Source organism: Psychrobacillus lasiicapitis, assembly GCF_006861795.1.
Lineage (GTDB): Bacteria > Bacillota > Bacilli > Bacillales_A > Planococcaceae > Psychrobacillus > Psychrobacillus lasiicapitis.
This window is the reverse complement of sequence record NZ_VDGH01000001.1, coordinates 211,232-225,908: the sequence shown is the minus strand read 5'-3', so window position 1 is coordinate 225,908 and position 14,677 is coordinate 211,232. Positions and strand designations below refer to the sequence as shown.

Here is a 14,677-nt window from a genome sequence, read left to right as displayed (position 1 = left end):
GGAGGAAATTCAAGTGGCAGAAATTATTGTTCCAGAATTAGCAGAATCGATTACAGAAGGTACTATTGCACAATGGTTAAAACAACCGGGTGATACTGTAGAAAAAGGTGAGTTCATCGTTGAGCTTGAAACAGATAAAGTTAATGTAGAAGTAATTTCGGAGGAAGCTGGAGTTGTTAGTGAGTTACTTGCTGCTGAAGGTGATACAGTTCAAGTAGGTCAAGTAATTGCTGTAGTTGGAGCAGGTTCAGGAGCAGCAGCAGCACCTGCACCAAAAGCTCCAGAAGCAGAGGCTACACCAGCAGCACCTCAAGCGACAACAGCTCCTGTAGTAGAAGAAACTTCTTCTGAGCAGGATCGCACAATCGCAAGCCCGGCAGCTCGTAAACTAGCTCGTGAGAAAGGTATTAACTTAAGTGAAATTTCACCAGTTGATCCAATGGGACGCGTTCGTGTTCAAGACGTTGCAGCACATGGTTCTGCACCAGCACCTAAAGCAGCGTCAGTGCAAGCCACTACTGCACCAAAAGAAGACGATGGCCGTACAACTCGCGAGAAAATGTCTCGTCGTCGTCAAACAATCGCTTCTCGTTTACTAGAAGTGAAACAAAACACAGCAATGCTTACAACTTTCAATGAAATCGATATGACAAATGTTATGGCATTACGTTCACGCAAAAAAGACCAATTCTTTGAGCAAAACGATGTGCGCCTTGGATTTATGTCATTCTTTACAAAAGCTGTAGTTGCTGCACTTAAGAAATATCCTTATGTAAATTCACAAATTGATGGAACAGATATTGTGAAAAACAATTTCTACGATATCGGAATCGCTGTATCAACAGAAGGCGGTTTAGTAGTGCCGATCGTTCGTGATGCTGATCGTAAAAACTTTGCTGAAATCGAAGGAAATATTGGAGAACTTGCTAAAAAAGCTCGTGATAACAAATTAGCGCTTTCTGATATGGCTGGCGGATCATTTACAATTACAAACGGTGGCGTATTCGGTTCACTACTTTCTACACCGATTCTTAACGGTACACAGGTTGGGATTCTAGGAATGCACACAATTCAAAAGCGTCCAATAGCTGTTGGTAATGAAGTTCAAATTCGTCCAATGATGTATGTAGCATTATCTTATGATCACCGTGTAATCGATGGAAAAGACTCAGTTGGATTCTTAAAAATGGTAAAAGAGCTTCTTGAAAACCCAGAAGATTTAATGTTAAATTCTTAATAAATAGAAAATGCAGATTCATATATATGGAGTCTGCATTTTTCTTTGGTTCATTTATTGAAATATAGGCATTTCAATCGTATACTTAAAGAAAAGGAAGTGGATTTATGATACATACAAGCTGGACTACAAAGCCAACGATCAAAACAGTGACATGTGTTTCGACCGATGCAAAAAAATTCTTAGTAAGCAATGTACTAACCGTTGGAAAAACATATGAAGTGAAAAATGAAACAGAAGAGTTTCTATTTGTTGTCGACAACACTGGAAAAGTCGGCGGTTTTTACAAAGAATATTTTCAATAAAGTGAAATCAGTGTAGGAATTTCACACTGATTGGGCAGTTAATGCGGGATAAAAAATCCGATGAACATTCATCGGATTTTTTTCATAAGGAGACCAAAATACTATGACAGAGTTAATAATGAACGAACAACAAATTCGTTTAAATAGAATACATAGTCAAGAAGATAGTCAGCTGATAGGGAAAGGTGGATATTTATCGCCGAATAATGATCTATTCAATGACGTACTCATTGCTATTTCATTGAAAAAGCCTGTCCTGTTAAAGGGACCTACCGGAGCTGGAAAAACAAAACTCGCCGAAACAGTATCTCACTATTTCCATCAACCAGTCCAAAGCATTAATTGCTCGGTTGACTTAGATGCCGAGGCACTACTAGGATTTAAAACAATTGTATTAAAAGATGGAACAAATGTTATTGAGTTTGTGGAAGGTCCTGTCATTGAAGCGATGAAAAAAGGACATATTTTATATATAGATGAGATTAATATGGCAAAAGCGGAGACACTACCAATTTTACATAGCGTATTGGATTATAGAAGAATGCTTACAAATCCTTTCACTGGAGAAGTGATTCAAGCACATCCAGACTTTTCAGTCATTGCTGCGATTAATGAAGGGTATATAGGGACAACGCCGATGAATGAAGCGCTAAAAAATCGTTTTGTATCCTTTTCTGTCCCATATATTTCAGGAGAACTACTTTCAAATCTTTGGAACGAAACTTTTCCAACAGCACCTAAGCAGTTAATAACTGTTATGTTAAATTTAGCAGAGGATTTAATGGAACAAGTAAAACAAGGACTACTTTCAGAAGAAGCCGCTTCTATTCGTAGCTTGCTCGATGCAACGGAACTTGCACAATATATGGAACCAATGAGGGCGATCACATATGCAATAGCGGAGAAATTAGAGGATGAGCAAGAGAAGAATCTTGTATTGGAATTAGCTTCTTCCTGGATAAAGTGAGGGATATAAATGACTTCTGTAAATCGTTTTATCCAATTTAATAATGAAACAATCGATGCTCGAAAACTAATGCACTATGAAAATATAGCTAAAGCATTGTCTAAAAACACGAATATCCTTGTCAATGAACGAAAGCTTATTGAATTTCAACCTGCTGACCAAACAATTTCGCTCAGTGTATTTTGGAGGCACCGTGAAGATACAATTATGCATGCGGGAAGATTATCCGATATTTATTTATTAGCAGGAGGGTTTTGGAAGCATTTCAACGTTCCAGCTTGGATGGAGTTTTTGAAGGAAAAACCAAATCATCTTTCTAAGCTATTAGACCAGCTCTTATTTTGCTTAGAAGAGTTTCGGTTAATGGAGATGATTCAGAAAGAAAGAGTAGGTACGGTTAAAATCTTCCGTTCCAGAATACAAACCTATTTAGCATTTCATAAACAACAATTACTCGTAAATAGTCAGAAGGGATTTTTCGCTGATGCATTTATTAGCTATGTTTATATTGGTTTGCATGAAGGGACTATGCACGTTAAAGGTCCAGAAAACTTTCAGTTAGCAAATACTATCATTCAGAAAGCTTATGAAAGCGTTAATACACAGGACTCTCTTGATCTCGTCTACCAGTTGTACTACTTGCTGCAAAAGTATATAAATGAAGATTCTTTACACGAATATTATGCTATTCTTTCTGCGTCCAATCTACCTAGCGTTGATTTTCATTATCATCAAGGTACGAAAGACACTCTTGTAGGAGAAGAAGGTATTAAAGAAACGATAGAAGAGATTTTCCGATCTTGGCATCGTGAAAATGAACAAGAAGATGGAGTACATCTGCAATATGAACTCGAGCATGGAAGAGATGGGGTAGCGGATCAAAATATCGCTTCACAAGAAGGGCGAGAGGGACATGAGATTACTCAAATCGGACAAGGTAGGTCATCTGGCGACAGCAGAGAAAATGTAGTTACGGAATATAAAGAAGAAAAATCAAGTGACAAGAAACAAGCAGGAAAAACGTTTGGAAAAGAACATCTGCATGTGGAATATGAAGAAAAACGAATAGATGGGACTACCACGGTCGAAAACAAACTGTTGCTTCAAGCTTATCGACAAGAGCAAGCGCCGTTTGTGAGAGCTTTCGTGCAAGAAATGAAAAAACGAATGGAACAAAAAAAGGTAGACAAACGGTTGAATCTGTCAAAAGGAAGACTATCATCTAATCTAACTACACTTTGGACAGAAGAAAGACCTAAGCCTTTTTATAAAAAGAATGCACCAAGTACTCAGTTAAATGCAGTTTTTGGCTTGCTAGTTGACGGATCTGCATCCATGCAGGACAAACTGGATGAAACAAAGAAAGCAGTTCTATTATTCCATGATGTGCTTAGACAATTAAAAATTTCGCATGAGATTGTATTGCATTACGAGGATGCATTTGAAGCTTCGGATTCAAAGCAACCAAATACATTTGAATGGATTCATAAGCTCGAAGATGGAGTGAAGGATAGTGGTTTAAATATACTCTCTATAGAGGCACATGAAGACAACCGAGATGGTTTTGCCATCAGATGGATGGGAAAAAGATTAGAGAGTCGGGTAGAAGCACATAAATTTTTGCTCGTCTTTTCAGACGGTGAACCCTCTGCATTTGGCTATGCACAAAATGGGATTATGGATACTGCAGAGGCTGTAGTAGAGCTTGAGCGCAAACATATATCGGTTCTTCATTTATTTTTAAATGATAGGGAAGCAACAGAAGAGCAGTTAGATTTGTTCCTACTAATATTCGGAAAGAAAACAGCTGCCGCCGCATCGTTAGAAAAGTTTTCGGATGAGACTTTAAGGTTACTTCGTAAAATGCTTCATCATGTTGTGAAAAATACTTAAAAAACCGTCCTTCGTTAAGAAGGTCGGTTTTTGGATTGGTCTGCAATTAATAGAAGTCGTTGTTTTAATTCCTCTTCCATGCGCCCGATTTCAATTTCAGCCGCTTTTCGTTTAACTCGACCATCTGCTTGAATACGCATTGTTTCTTCGATTGTTTGCAGTAGGTTTTCTTGCGTTTTCTTTAATGTCTCAATTTCCACAATCCCACGTTCATTTTCTTTTGCCGTTTCGATGCTATTCACTTTTAGCATTTCTGAATTTTTCAGTAGTAAATCATTAGTTGTTTTTGTTACTTGTTTTTGTGCTTCCACTGCTTTTTGCTGACGATTTAATGTTAATGCAATCGCAATTTGGTTTTTCCAAAGTGGGATAGATGTCATGATGGAAGATTGAATTTTTTCTGCTAATGTTTGATTTGTTTGTTGAATCATACGTATTTGCGGTGCGCTTTGAATCGTAATTTGGCGAGATAATTGTAAATCGTACATGCGTTTTTCTAGACGGTCGACAAATTGTGCCATATCATTGACTTCTTGATAAGCCATCTGGTCATTCGATTCTTCTGCTTTGCGTCGCAACTCAGGAATTGTGACATTCACAATCTCTTCTTTTTTTACTTCCGCAGCAGCAATATACACATTTAATGCTTGGAAATACGTTTTGTTTTGATCGTATAATTTATCTAACATATGCACGTCTTCTACAAGCCCACGTTTTGAATGTTCCAGTTGAATGCCGATTCGATCAATTTGAGTGCTTAGTTTTTGGTATTTGGTCATCATTTCTTGAACAGAACGGTTTACTCGGTTAAATAATCGTTTGATTCCTGATTTTTTTTGTGTCGTTAAATCTTCCGGATTAATGTCTGAAAGCTTGTTCATCAGGTCACCTAAAATATCACCAATAGGACCAATATCTTTTTTCTGTACATGATCTAACATTTGATGAGAGAATCGAGAAAGTTCCGTTTGTGCATTCGCACCATATGTTAGAATTGCTTCGTAATTACCTGCAGGGATTTGGTTTGCTAGTTGCTTTGCTTTCTGTTGTTCCACTTCAGACAGCCGATCAATTAGTTTTGTAGGTGCTGCTGTTGGCTCATCCGCTGTAGCTACGGCTTGTGGTTTTGCTGTATTTAACTCAAATGGGCTTGCTAATAATTCATCCATTAATAAATCATCACTAGTATTTGCTCGTTGTTCGCTCATTTTCTGATTCTCCTTCTAAATATAAAGGTTGTTCTTTTTTACGTACGGATAGTTTAGCAAAATCTAGTTCCATTTTAAGGTGTTCAATGTCGGAAGCTAGTACATCTTTTAGATCGTCCTCCATAATGGAATTCATCGATTCCAATGTTTCACGAGTATCCGCTAAAGCAATTTTTAGATCTTGGTTTTTCGTCGGCTGTGATACTAATAGTGTATATTTCGACGTTAGTTCTACAGCTGAATCTAAATGTGCGTAGAAAAATTTTTCTACTTGATAAAACTTACGTGGATTTTCTTTTACTAAAGCAATAATCCGTTTTGCTAATCTATTCATATCAAATAATTGTTTAAATGAACTAAAGGATCGTACTTTTAAATAATGACTATTCAGCGTACGGATTTTTGCTTTTGCCTCTTTGAGTTGTTGTTGTATATGAAAATACTCAGAATGAGTAAGCTGATGTTTCTTCATAATTCTGCGATGTTGTAGCTTTTTAATAGTAAAATTCGATACGAAGTACACTCCGAGCGCAAGAGCTGAGCTGATAAAGTATCCAATATCGAAAGTAATAAAGAATACAAACCAGGATACGAACATGATGGGTATATTGATAAAATGACGAATGACAGTATTCATTACTTCGGTCATTATAGGCTACCTCCTTTTATCTACAATATAATATACGAATGAAAAGGAAGAAGGTTTCATTTTCCTATAGGTTTAGACGATATCTGATTCCATTTTTGTGTACCCCTTAAGAAGATCAAATAGCTCAATTTCAAAAGCATTATCTTTAGATAAAGGGGATACACCTTTTTGAATATACGCTATAAATTCATCTAAACGATTTACATCGCCTTCTATATCGATGATGATATCTTGTTGTTCATTTTGTATACAATAACCTTTTAAACTAAGGGATTGTGCTTTTTGTTTTACTAGAAATCGAAAGCCAACTCCATCTACATCGCCATGCATATGAATATGCGCTCGCTTTTTCAACTCATCTTCTCCTTTATCATTAGAAAAAATATATTAACTATAACTTAACTGATATTGCGCATATTTTCAATTCTTTGACTTAATAAGTCATTTGAGTAGACTTTTTTTGTCGAAGCAGTACAATATGAGTTAACAATAAATGTTAGAGGCGATAAGTATGTTTGAAGTTATTTATATGAAAGCAGATTACGAACCTTGGTGGGCATTTGAAGGTTGGGAACAGCATATTGTAAAAAAAATGACCTTCGAGCAAGAAGAAGAGGCATTGCAATATTTGAATAAGATGCTGGATGAATTTCGAGCGAAGTTTCCGAAAGAACAAGTAAAAGGTGATAAATATTGGGCTTTTTGGTCAATAAAAGAGCAATGTTATTGTGAATCCTGTGAGGATGATTTGCAAATCTATCATGGAGTCATTTGGAATAGTTTAAAGTAAACGATTTAGAATTATAAAAAAACTTGTTGACTATATTTATCCAACTGTTATACTTTAGTTAACAATTTAAAGTGAGAAACAGTATTTGTAATTCACATATCCTATGTAGTGATCGATGTGATGTCGGTACTTCATGGAATATGTGAATTTTTGTTTTTCACATATTGATTAATATTTTTTTGGAGGTAATAACATGAAACAAGGTACAGTAAAATGGTTTAACGCGGAAAAAGGATTTGGATTTATCGAAGTAGAAGGAGAAAACGATGTATTCGTACACTTCTCTGCTATTCAAGGTGAAGGATTCAAATCACTTGAAGAAGGACAAAAAGTAGAATTTGAAGTAGTAGAAGGCAACCGCGGACCACAAGCTGCAAACGTAACTAAACTATAAGAATAGTTAAAAAGAAGCTCTCCATTGTGGAGAAGCTTCTTTTTTTAGGAGTTCTTTCACTTCTTAGTGTAATTCATCCACTCAACCGAATTCACTCCATGCTTTCGAAGACAGAACTGACGATGAATTGTTCATCTCCTTCTTGCATAATAAATTCTCGTTTTATTTCTCCGAAGTTTTTGGCGAAATATTTTCGCGTGATAGAACTATCCTCATTTGTTTTTTCTATAACGATAACGTGATCAAACGTTTGGGAATCTGTTTCTAGTGTCTCTGAAACGGAAGTAATTTTCCAACCGTTAAATGTTGCTCCAACTTCAAGTGGAGAAGCTAGATATACTTCGATTTCTTGCTTCGCTTGGAGTTCTGCCAGGCTATGCGTCGTAGGTTCATATGCTTCGCCATTTTCAGCTATAAGACTTATTTTATCATCTGTTATATGATAAATCCTCTGCATGACTGTGCCGCCATTATCCTCATAAGTAGTAACGAAATTTTCAAATGGATATAGGGTTGTCAAAGTATAGGACGCATATTCATTTCCTTCTCCTTTAAAATGAGCAACGGAATTATCAGGCATAAAAAAGTGAGATAAGCTTAGTGAAGATTCAGAAGGAGGGACTGCTTCTTCTGAAGGCGTTTTTGAAGTTGTTTCCGTATCTTCAGGTTTTTCAGCTCCGCAAGCAATAAGAAAAAGAGTAGGGATAAGAAAAAATAAGTGCTTGATCATTTTAGTTACCTCCTTATATTGTTTATGATTAGACGGTTTAAGTGGTTATTTGTTTCATTTTGTCGTTTTTTTGGTATAGTGAAAATAAGAGAGGAGAGATAAGAATGAATACTGAGTTAAAAAATGAGTTACCTCCTTATGAGGAGCAGCAAGATTTCTATATGAAGTTGCGTTCAAAAATTACAGATTTTGCTCAATCTAAATCAGGGAAAACGTCTAAGTTTGCACCGTATTTATTGTTTGCTCCAGACTTATTTCATTTGCTCATAAAATCGATGTTAGATAGTCGAATTGATGCAAAATATAAAGCACTTATTGGTAGTGGTATTTTATATTTTATTACTCCGCTAGATGTCTTGCCTGAAGGGTTAGTTGGACCAGGAGGATTTATCGATGATATTATTGTGGCTACATATGTGGTAAATATGTTATTAAATAAATTTTCTTCTGATGTCATTGAAGAGCATTGGGTCGGCGATGAAAAATTATTAAATGCACTAAAGAAAATCTCTGAAACAAGTGATACAGTAGCAGGTAAACTACCATCCAAATCAATATTAGGTAAATTTATTAAGAAGTCTAAATAAAGTGATACTTCAATCAGTTGAGGTTTACGACGCACAATAAGTGCTAGTGCAGACGTTGCAACACGGTTGCGTACGTAGTCTTCGATCATTTAATCGGGCTTATACGGGTAGTTGATCTCTCACTTATCTTTTCGCTGTTCTTAAATCTAAAAGTGGGAGTTCTACTGCCTGTTAATGCGGATGGAAAGTCAAAGAGAGTTGAGGATAGAGGCTTCAATTTCTAGAGTAGTATAGAAATAGTCTATATGATACTTACTTTTCTATCTGCAATTTATAACAAGCTCATATAGAAAAGCAGGGTATTCTACATCGAAATAATCGAAGTAGAATACCCTGTTTTGATTGATTATGAAATTTTTTGTGCTTCTTTCCATTCTAGGAATTCATCATATGTTAATTGTTTATCTAGAATAGATCCGTCTTCACGGATTTCAATGACACGATTTGCAATCGTTTGAATGAACTGATGGTCATGCGATGTGAAAATCATTGCGCCTTTAAATGCGATCAAACCATTATTTAGTGCTTGGATAGATTCTAAGTCTAAATGGTTGGTAGGCTCATCGAGTAAAAGTACATTTGACTCGGAAAGCATCATTTTAGAAAGCATACAGCGAACTTTTTCTCCTCCAGATAGGACGGAAGGTTTTTTCTTTACTTCCTCTCCAGAGAATAACATACGACCTAAGAATCCGCGTAAGAATGTTTCACTTTCATCATCAGGAGAATATTGACGTAACCAGTCTACTAGAGAGGTTTCGCTTCCTTCAAAATACTTTGCATTATCTAGTGGGAAGTATGCACGACTTGTTGTCACGCCCCAACGAATAGAGCCTTCTTGTGGTTCTTCTTCCTCTGCAAGAACGCGAAGCAATGCTGATTTTGCTAACTCACCTCCAAGAAGAATAATTTTATCTTCTTTGTTTAAAGTGAAGTTCATTTTAGAGAATAGTTTTTCTCCTTCAAATGTGTAACTTAAATCTTGAACTTGTAAAACATCATTCCCAATTTCACGTTTCATAGAGAAATTTACGTAAGGATATTTACGAGAAGATGGTTTGATATCATCTAACTCAATTTTGTCTAACATTTTCTTACGAGAAGTTGCTTGTTTAGATTTAGAGGCATTCGCACTAAATCTTGCGATAAAGGCTTGAAGCTCTTTAATTTTCTCTTCTTTTTTACTGTTTTGATCAGATGCCAGCTTCAATGCAAGTTGACTCGATTCATACCAGAAGTCATAGTTCCCAACATATACTTGAATTTTGCTGAAGTCTAAATCCGCAATATGCGTACATACTTTGTTCAAGAAGTGACGGTCATGGGATACGACAATTACTGTATTTTCAAAGTTAATCAAGAAATCTTCTAACCATTGAATCGCTTTAATGTCCAAATGGTTGGTAGGCTCATCGAGTAAAAGTACATCTGGTTTACCAAATAACGCTTGTGATAATAAGACTTTTACTTTTTCTGAACCTGTTAACTCAGACATTTTCTTTTGATGCATACTATCAGGAATACCAAGACCTTGTAAAAGGATTGCTGCTTCTGATTCTGCTTCCCAACCATTTAAGTCTGCAAATTCACCTTCTAGTTCTGCTGCACGCATGCCATCCTCATCAGAGAAATCTTCTTTCATATAGATAGCATTTTTTTCATTCATTACTTCGTATAAACGTTTATGTCCCATAATAACGGTTTCTAAAACTGTGTACTCTTCGTATTCGAAGTGATTCTGTTTTAGTATAGCTAAACGCTCATTTGGGTTCATGATTACGTTGCCTTCCTGGGCTTCAATCTCTCCAGATAGAATTTTAATGAATGTTGATTTACCTGCTCCATTTGCACCGATTAAACCGTAACAGTTACCCGGTGTAAACTTTATATTTACGTCTTCAAATAGTTTACGATCACCAAAACGAAGACTTACATTACTTACTGCAATCATGCTAGTACCTCCTAAAGTTCACAATGCTCTTATTATACCACGAATTAATGCTGACTTGGTATTTTAAATAATTGTTTTAAAATGCTTATTTCCAGTGTTTGTCTATAAATTCGTCTCGACCCGATTGTACTCTGTCTTCTTTATAATGATCGGGACTTTTTTTATAAAAATCTTGGTGGTAATCTTCTGCTTCAAAAAATGTTTTTGCATCTCTGATTTCTGTAACAATTGGTTTAGAAAATTTTCCGCTTGCAGCTAGTTGCTCTTTTGATTGTTCCGCAAGCTTTCGTTGTTCTTCTGTATGGACAAATATTGCCGACTTATAACTTTCTCCACGATCTTGGAACTGTCCGCCTGCATCGGTTGGGTCAATCTGTTGCCAAAAGATTTGAAGTAGCTCCTTGTACGGAAAAATGGAAGGGTCATATTGAATTTCGACCACTTCTAAATGCCCGGATGTTCCTTTTTTTACGTCCTCATATGTCGGGTTATCTATATGACCACCCATATAACCAGATGTTACTTTATGTATGCCATCCCATGAATCGAACGGTTTTACCATGCACCAAAAACAGCCGCCTGCAAAAGTTGCTTTTTCCATCATTGTCATTCCTCCCCTAATAGCATCATGTATTTTACCATGAGATGCTAAAATGTACAAAATTCCGAAACTTAAAAGAAGAAAATACGTTATTATAAGAATATAAAGGAGCGATTTCATCATGGAAGAAGAACGACAATTACGAACAGGACGTAAACGAAAAAGAAGACTGCGGGTAGGACGAGTCTTTACGTTATTTCTTGTGTTAGTGATACTGATAAGTGGATTATACGCGGTTACCCAATATTCCAGTGGATACAAATTAGCGAATAAAGAAGTGGATTTAACGATCGATTTTGAAGGGGATAAACTGCAAGCAGGGGAACGGGAAAATATCTTAGTGCTTGGGGTAGATTCAAGAGGACAAAAACAGGCACGCTCGGATACGATGATGCTTGTTTCTTGGGATAAACAAGATAACGACGTGAAGATTGTTTCGTTTATGCGCGATATATATGCAGATATACCCGGCTATCAATCGTATAAATTAAATACAGCGTATTATCTAGATGGGGTTCAGTTATTAAAAGGCACGATTCAACAAATGTTTGGTCTTCCGATTCATCATTATGCGTTAATCGATTTTAGTAGCTTTGAATCACTTGTAGATATACTTGCTCCGAATGGAATTCCAGTGGATGTGGAAAAGGATATGTCGGAGAAAATTGGGGTTTCACTTACTCAAGGGCAGCAAAACTTATCGGGTAAAGAACTGCTAGGTTATGCAAGGTTCCGTGCAGATGAAAATGGCGATTTTGGGCGAGTTGAAAGGCAACAAAAAGTGATGGAAGCATTAAAGGATGAACTACTGTCAATTGGAAACCTATCTAATACACCGAAATTTTTAGGGGCTGCTGAAGGATATATCGAAACAGATTATTCTAGAACGGATAAAGCAAAACGGATTATAGATGCGCTCATTAGTGGAAAACTTGAAATAGAAAAACTAACGATACCAGTAGAAGGAACTTACACTTTTTCTAACTATAAGCATGCTGGATCTGTTCTGGAAATCAACACAGAAAAAAATAAACAAGCAATAGAGGACTTTTTGGAAAAATAATAATGCTTAAACATTTGCCAATCTTTTCTTTCGTCCGTAAAATATACTATATAGGAAAGGGTGTTTGATAAAAGTGGAGCCTGAAAAACCTTCTTTTTTTTCCACAAGGTACATAAAATTTTTAGGAGGACGTAATACGTTCTTTACATTTATCCTAATATTATTAATCGGACTAATCATTATGGTATACGGGGAAGTATCATTCATCTTTAGTCCATTAACTATATTTCTAGGAAATGTAGTTTTACCAGTAATTCTAGCTGTCATTGCATATTATTTATTGCGACCCATTCTGAGACTAATTGAGAAGGTGAAAATCCCTAGAGTATGGGGAATATTAATTATTTTCCTAGCATTAATTGGACTAATCACCCTACTTGTATTTTTAGTTGTCCCATTTTTAAAGTCGCAGTCTACTAGGTTGGTTGAGGAATTACCGGTTTACTTGATACAACTCCTGAACTCTTTAGACAGCTTTTTAAGAACTTCTTTTGTTGCGGACTATTACCTAGAAATTGAAAAAGAAGCGATGCAAGTGTTGAAGAACGTACCTGCAGAAGTGGGAGAATTGTTTCAAAATGCAATTTCTAGTATCGCAACGGGAATCACATCTGTATTAGGAGCGGTAACAAGCTTTGTTTTATCGATTATTTTAGTTCCATTTATTCTATTTTATTTATTAAAAGATGGAGAAGAACTACCTAAGTTTGTCATAAGAGTTTTTCCTCCTCGTATGCGTGAGGATTTTCACTCTGTCTTCAGAAGTATTGATAACCAGATCAGTGCCTATATACAAGGCCAAATTCTAGTGTCCATCTGTATTGGATTTATGATATTTATTGGTTTCACAATTATTGGCATGGAATATGCATTGCTTCTTGGAGTAATTGCAATGGTTACGAGCGTCGTACCTTATTTAGGTCCAGTCATTGCAATTACGCCGGCCGTTATCATAGCGCTTGTATCATCGGATCCGCTTATGTTAGTGAAGCTTGCTATCGTGTGGACGGTTGTTCAGTTAGTGGAAGGAAAATTCATCTCCCCACAAATTATGGGTAAATCCCTTCATGTGCATCCAATCACTATTATTTTCGTATTAATTACTTCTGGAGCGTTATTTGGAGTTCCAGGTGTTATTCTAGGAATTCCAGGGTATGCAATATTAAAAGTGATTGTTGCTCATTTTTATACTTTATTCAAAAAGCGATATAATAGATATGAACCGAATTTAGAAAATCAATATGAGCATACAAATAACAAGGTGGATTGAGAGTAATGGCAAAGAAGTTTGAATCATCTATAAAAGTACAATCAATAAAAATTGATACGGTGGTAGACCATCCGTATATTGAACACGGTATCAACCTTTCCGGTACCATTTATATTGAAGGTGTACATGATGATGAATCGATAGAGAATATTAAACTAGAGGTTTTTAAAGTAAGAAACGAGCTTGTTTCCGAAATCATCTCCAAACATTCAATTGAACTAGTTGGTTCGGTTGCTTCCAAAGAAATGCAAATGATCCCATTTGAAATTATGCCGGATGAAAGATGGATACCTGATGGAGTAGAGGAAGTATCTAAATTAATTTTACGAACGACTGTTTTATTTGAAAATGGCAAAGAATTCAGTGATGAAGATGAAATTTACTTTGACATAGAAGAATAAGAAAAATGGAAACTCCAGTAATTGTACTGGGGTTTTTCTTGTTTTAAAGGGAATTATAAAATATATGATATGTGCGTCAGCTATTATTTTTCGTTTGTATCGATAGTATTTTTCTGTATAAAGCTGTTAATTTAGTGCAATCTAATGAAAAAGTAGGAGGAAAATAAATGAATAAAATAATTTCAACCGTTTTGCTTGTTTCATTGATTATGCTATCAGCTTGTGGTTCCAATCGTGATTCAAATGATCCTGCAAATCCTGAAACACAGATGGACAGCCAAGGGCAAAATCTTCCAAACACAGGAAATGAAGAGGTCAATGAGGAAAATGATCTCGGTATCCCAGACACTGGGGATGATATGAATGATCCGACTTTTGAAAAACCTAAAGAATAACCCATTGAATTATTAGAATAATGATGATAATATAAATTTAACTATATGGAACGGAGGTGAAGGAAGAATGAAAAACGCTGTGAATGCACATAGATTTATATTGGAATTTTTATCCACATCTTGTGCGATTACTCATGAAATTGCTGACAACGGGATAAGTCTGCCCATTTTTAGCAAATTGAATGAATTTCACAGCTGATAAAGTCATTCTTTCTGAACCATTTATGTTTGGAAAA

18 protein-coding genes are annotated in these 14,677 nt (G+C 35.9%); 12 read left to right on the top strand and 6 right to left on the bottom strand.

Features of this window, described 5'->3' with window-relative positions; all coding sequences use genetic code 11:
- Positions 1 to 13 precede the first annotated feature (13 nt).
- The 4 genes from odhB (at position 14) to FG382_RS01125 (ending at position 4,402) form a co-directional block, all read left to right on the top strand.
- Positions 14 to 1,237 (top strand): 2-oxoglutarate dehydrogenase complex dihydrolipoyllysine-residue succinyltransferase, encoded by a 1,224-nt coding sequence (gene odhB, locus FG382_RS01140; protein ID WP_142537037.1) that lies wholly within the window; start codon positions 14 to 16, stop codon positions 1,235 to 1,237.
- A 107-nt stretch (positions 1,238 to 1,344) separates the two neighbouring features.
- Entirely contained in the window at positions 1,345 to 1,542 is a 198-nt protein-coding gene (locus tag FG382_RS01135; RefSeq protein WP_142537036.1) for a DUF6501 family protein, read from the top strand.
- A gap of 103 nt (positions 1,543 to 1,645) precedes the next feature.
- Positions 1,646 to 2,509 carry an ATP-binding protein gene (locus FG382_RS01130; RefSeq protein ID WP_142537035.1) on the top strand — a complete coding sequence of 288 codons (864 nt, stop codon included), beginning with the start codon at positions 1,646 to 1,648 and terminating at the stop codon, positions 2,507 to 2,509.
- 9 nt (positions 2,510 to 2,518) lie between these two features.
- A complete protein-coding gene (locus FG382_RS01125) occupies positions 2,519 to 4,402 on the top strand; it encodes a vWA domain-containing protein (protein WP_142537034.1) in 1,884 nt (627 codons plus the stop codon).
- Between the two features lie 14 nt (positions 4,403 to 4,416).
- On the opposite strand, the gene FG382_RS01120 is transcribed toward FG382_RS01125, so the two are convergent.
- The 3 genes from FG382_RS01120 to FG382_RS01110 all read right to left on the bottom strand — a co-directional run bounded on the left by FG382_RS01120 (position 4,417) and on the right by FG382_RS01110 (position 6,613).
- Positions 4,417 to 5,610 (bottom strand): toxic anion resistance protein, encoded by a 1,194-nt coding sequence (locus FG382_RS01120; RefSeq protein ID WP_142537033.1) that lies wholly within the window; start codon positions 5,608 to 5,610, stop codon positions 4,417 to 4,419.
- Positions 5,585 to 6,259, bottom strand: coding sequence for a 5-bromo-4-chloroindolyl phosphate hydrolysis family protein (locus FG382_RS01115; protein ID WP_142537032.1), 675 nt, complete (start codon positions 6,257 to 6,259; stop codon positions 5,585 to 5,587). Before FG382_RS01115 ends, FG382_RS01120 begins: the two co-directional genes overlap by 26 nt.
- A 72-nt stretch (positions 6,260 to 6,331) precedes the next feature.
- Positions 6,332 to 6,613 carry an acylphosphatase gene (locus tag FG382_RS01110; RefSeq protein WP_142537031.1) on the bottom strand — a complete coding sequence of 94 codons (282 nt, stop codon included), beginning with the start codon at positions 6,611 to 6,613 and terminating at the stop codon, positions 6,332 to 6,334.
- A 157-nt stretch (positions 6,614 to 6,770) separates the two neighbouring features.
- Between FG382_RS01110 and FG382_RS01105 the strand changes: the two genes are divergently transcribed.
- On the top strand, positions 6,771 to 7,049 hold the full coding sequence (locus tag FG382_RS01105) for a DUF1033 family protein (RefSeq protein ID WP_142537030.1): 279 nt from the start codon (positions 6,771 to 6,773) through the stop codon (positions 7,047 to 7,049).
- Between the two features lie 193 nt (positions 7,050 to 7,242).
- Positions 7,243 to 7,443 carry a cold-shock protein gene (locus FG382_RS01100; RefSeq protein ID WP_090561394.1) on the top strand — a complete coding sequence of 67 codons (201 nt, stop codon included), beginning with the start codon at positions 7,243 to 7,245 and terminating at the stop codon, positions 7,441 to 7,443.
- A 91-nt stretch (positions 7,444 to 7,534) separates the two neighbouring features.
- On the opposite strand, the gene FG382_RS01095 is transcribed toward FG382_RS01100, so the two are convergent.
- The gene (locus FG382_RS01095; protein WP_142537029.1) at positions 7,535 to 8,173 is read right to left on the bottom strand and encodes a hypothetical protein; all 639 of its coding nucleotides are present in this window, start codon (positions 8,171 to 8,173) and stop codon (positions 7,535 to 7,537) included.
- 104 nt (positions 8,174 to 8,277) lie between these two features.
- Between FG382_RS01095 and FG382_RS01090 the strand changes: the two genes are divergently transcribed.
- Positions 8,278 to 8,760, top strand: coding sequence for a YkvA family protein (locus FG382_RS01090; protein ID WP_142537028.1), 483 nt, complete (start codon positions 8,278 to 8,280; stop codon positions 8,758 to 8,760).
- A 346-nt stretch (positions 8,761 to 9,106) separates the two neighbouring features.
- On the opposite strand, the gene FG382_RS01085 is transcribed toward FG382_RS01090, so the two are convergent.
- Positions 9,107 to 10,711 carry an ABC-F family ATP-binding cassette domain-containing protein gene (locus tag FG382_RS01085; protein WP_142537027.1) on the bottom strand — a complete coding sequence of 535 codons (1,605 nt, stop codon included), beginning with the start codon at positions 10,709 to 10,711 and terminating at the stop codon, positions 9,107 to 9,109.
- A gap of 85 nt (positions 10,712 to 10,796) precedes the next feature.
- A complete protein-coding gene (gene msrA, locus FG382_RS01080) occupies positions 10,797 to 11,312 on the bottom strand; it encodes a peptide-methionine (S)-S-oxide reductase MsrA (RefSeq protein ID WP_142537392.1) in 516 nt (171 codons plus the stop codon).
- A 121-nt stretch (positions 11,313 to 11,433) separates the two neighbouring features.
- Between msrA and FG382_RS01075 the strand changes: the two genes are divergently transcribed.
- From FG382_RS01075 to FG382_RS23475, 5 genes are all read left to right on the top strand, one after another.
- A complete protein-coding gene (locus tag FG382_RS01075) occupies positions 11,434 to 12,375 on the top strand; it encodes an LCP family protein (RefSeq protein ID WP_142537026.1) in 942 nt (313 codons plus the stop codon).
- Positions 12,376 to 12,448: 73 nt separating this feature from the next.
- A complete protein-coding gene (locus FG382_RS01070; RefSeq protein ID WP_142537025.1) occupies positions 12,449 to 13,645 on the top strand; it encodes an AI-2E family transporter in 1,197 nt (398 codons plus the stop codon).
- A 5-nt stretch (positions 13,646 to 13,650) separates the two neighbouring features.
- Positions 13,651 to 14,046 carry a sporulation protein gene (locus FG382_RS01065; RefSeq protein WP_142537024.1) on the top strand — a complete coding sequence of 132 codons (396 nt, stop codon included), beginning with the start codon at positions 13,651 to 13,653 and terminating at the stop codon, positions 14,044 to 14,046.
- A gap of 167 nt (positions 14,047 to 14,213) precedes the next feature.
- Positions 14,214 to 14,441: a hypothetical protein gene (locus FG382_RS01060; RefSeq protein ID WP_142537023.1), complete on the top strand. Its 228-nt coding sequence runs from the start codon at positions 14,214 to 14,216 to the stop codon at positions 14,439 to 14,441.
- Positions 14,442 to 14,508: 67 nt separating this feature from the next.
- Positions 14,509 to 14,640: an RAxF-45 family protein gene (locus FG382_RS23475; RefSeq protein ID WP_308421238.1), complete on the top strand. Its 132-nt coding sequence runs from the start codon at positions 14,509 to 14,511 to the stop codon at positions 14,638 to 14,640.
- The last annotated feature ends 37 nt before the right edge of the window (positions 14,641 to 14,677 follow it).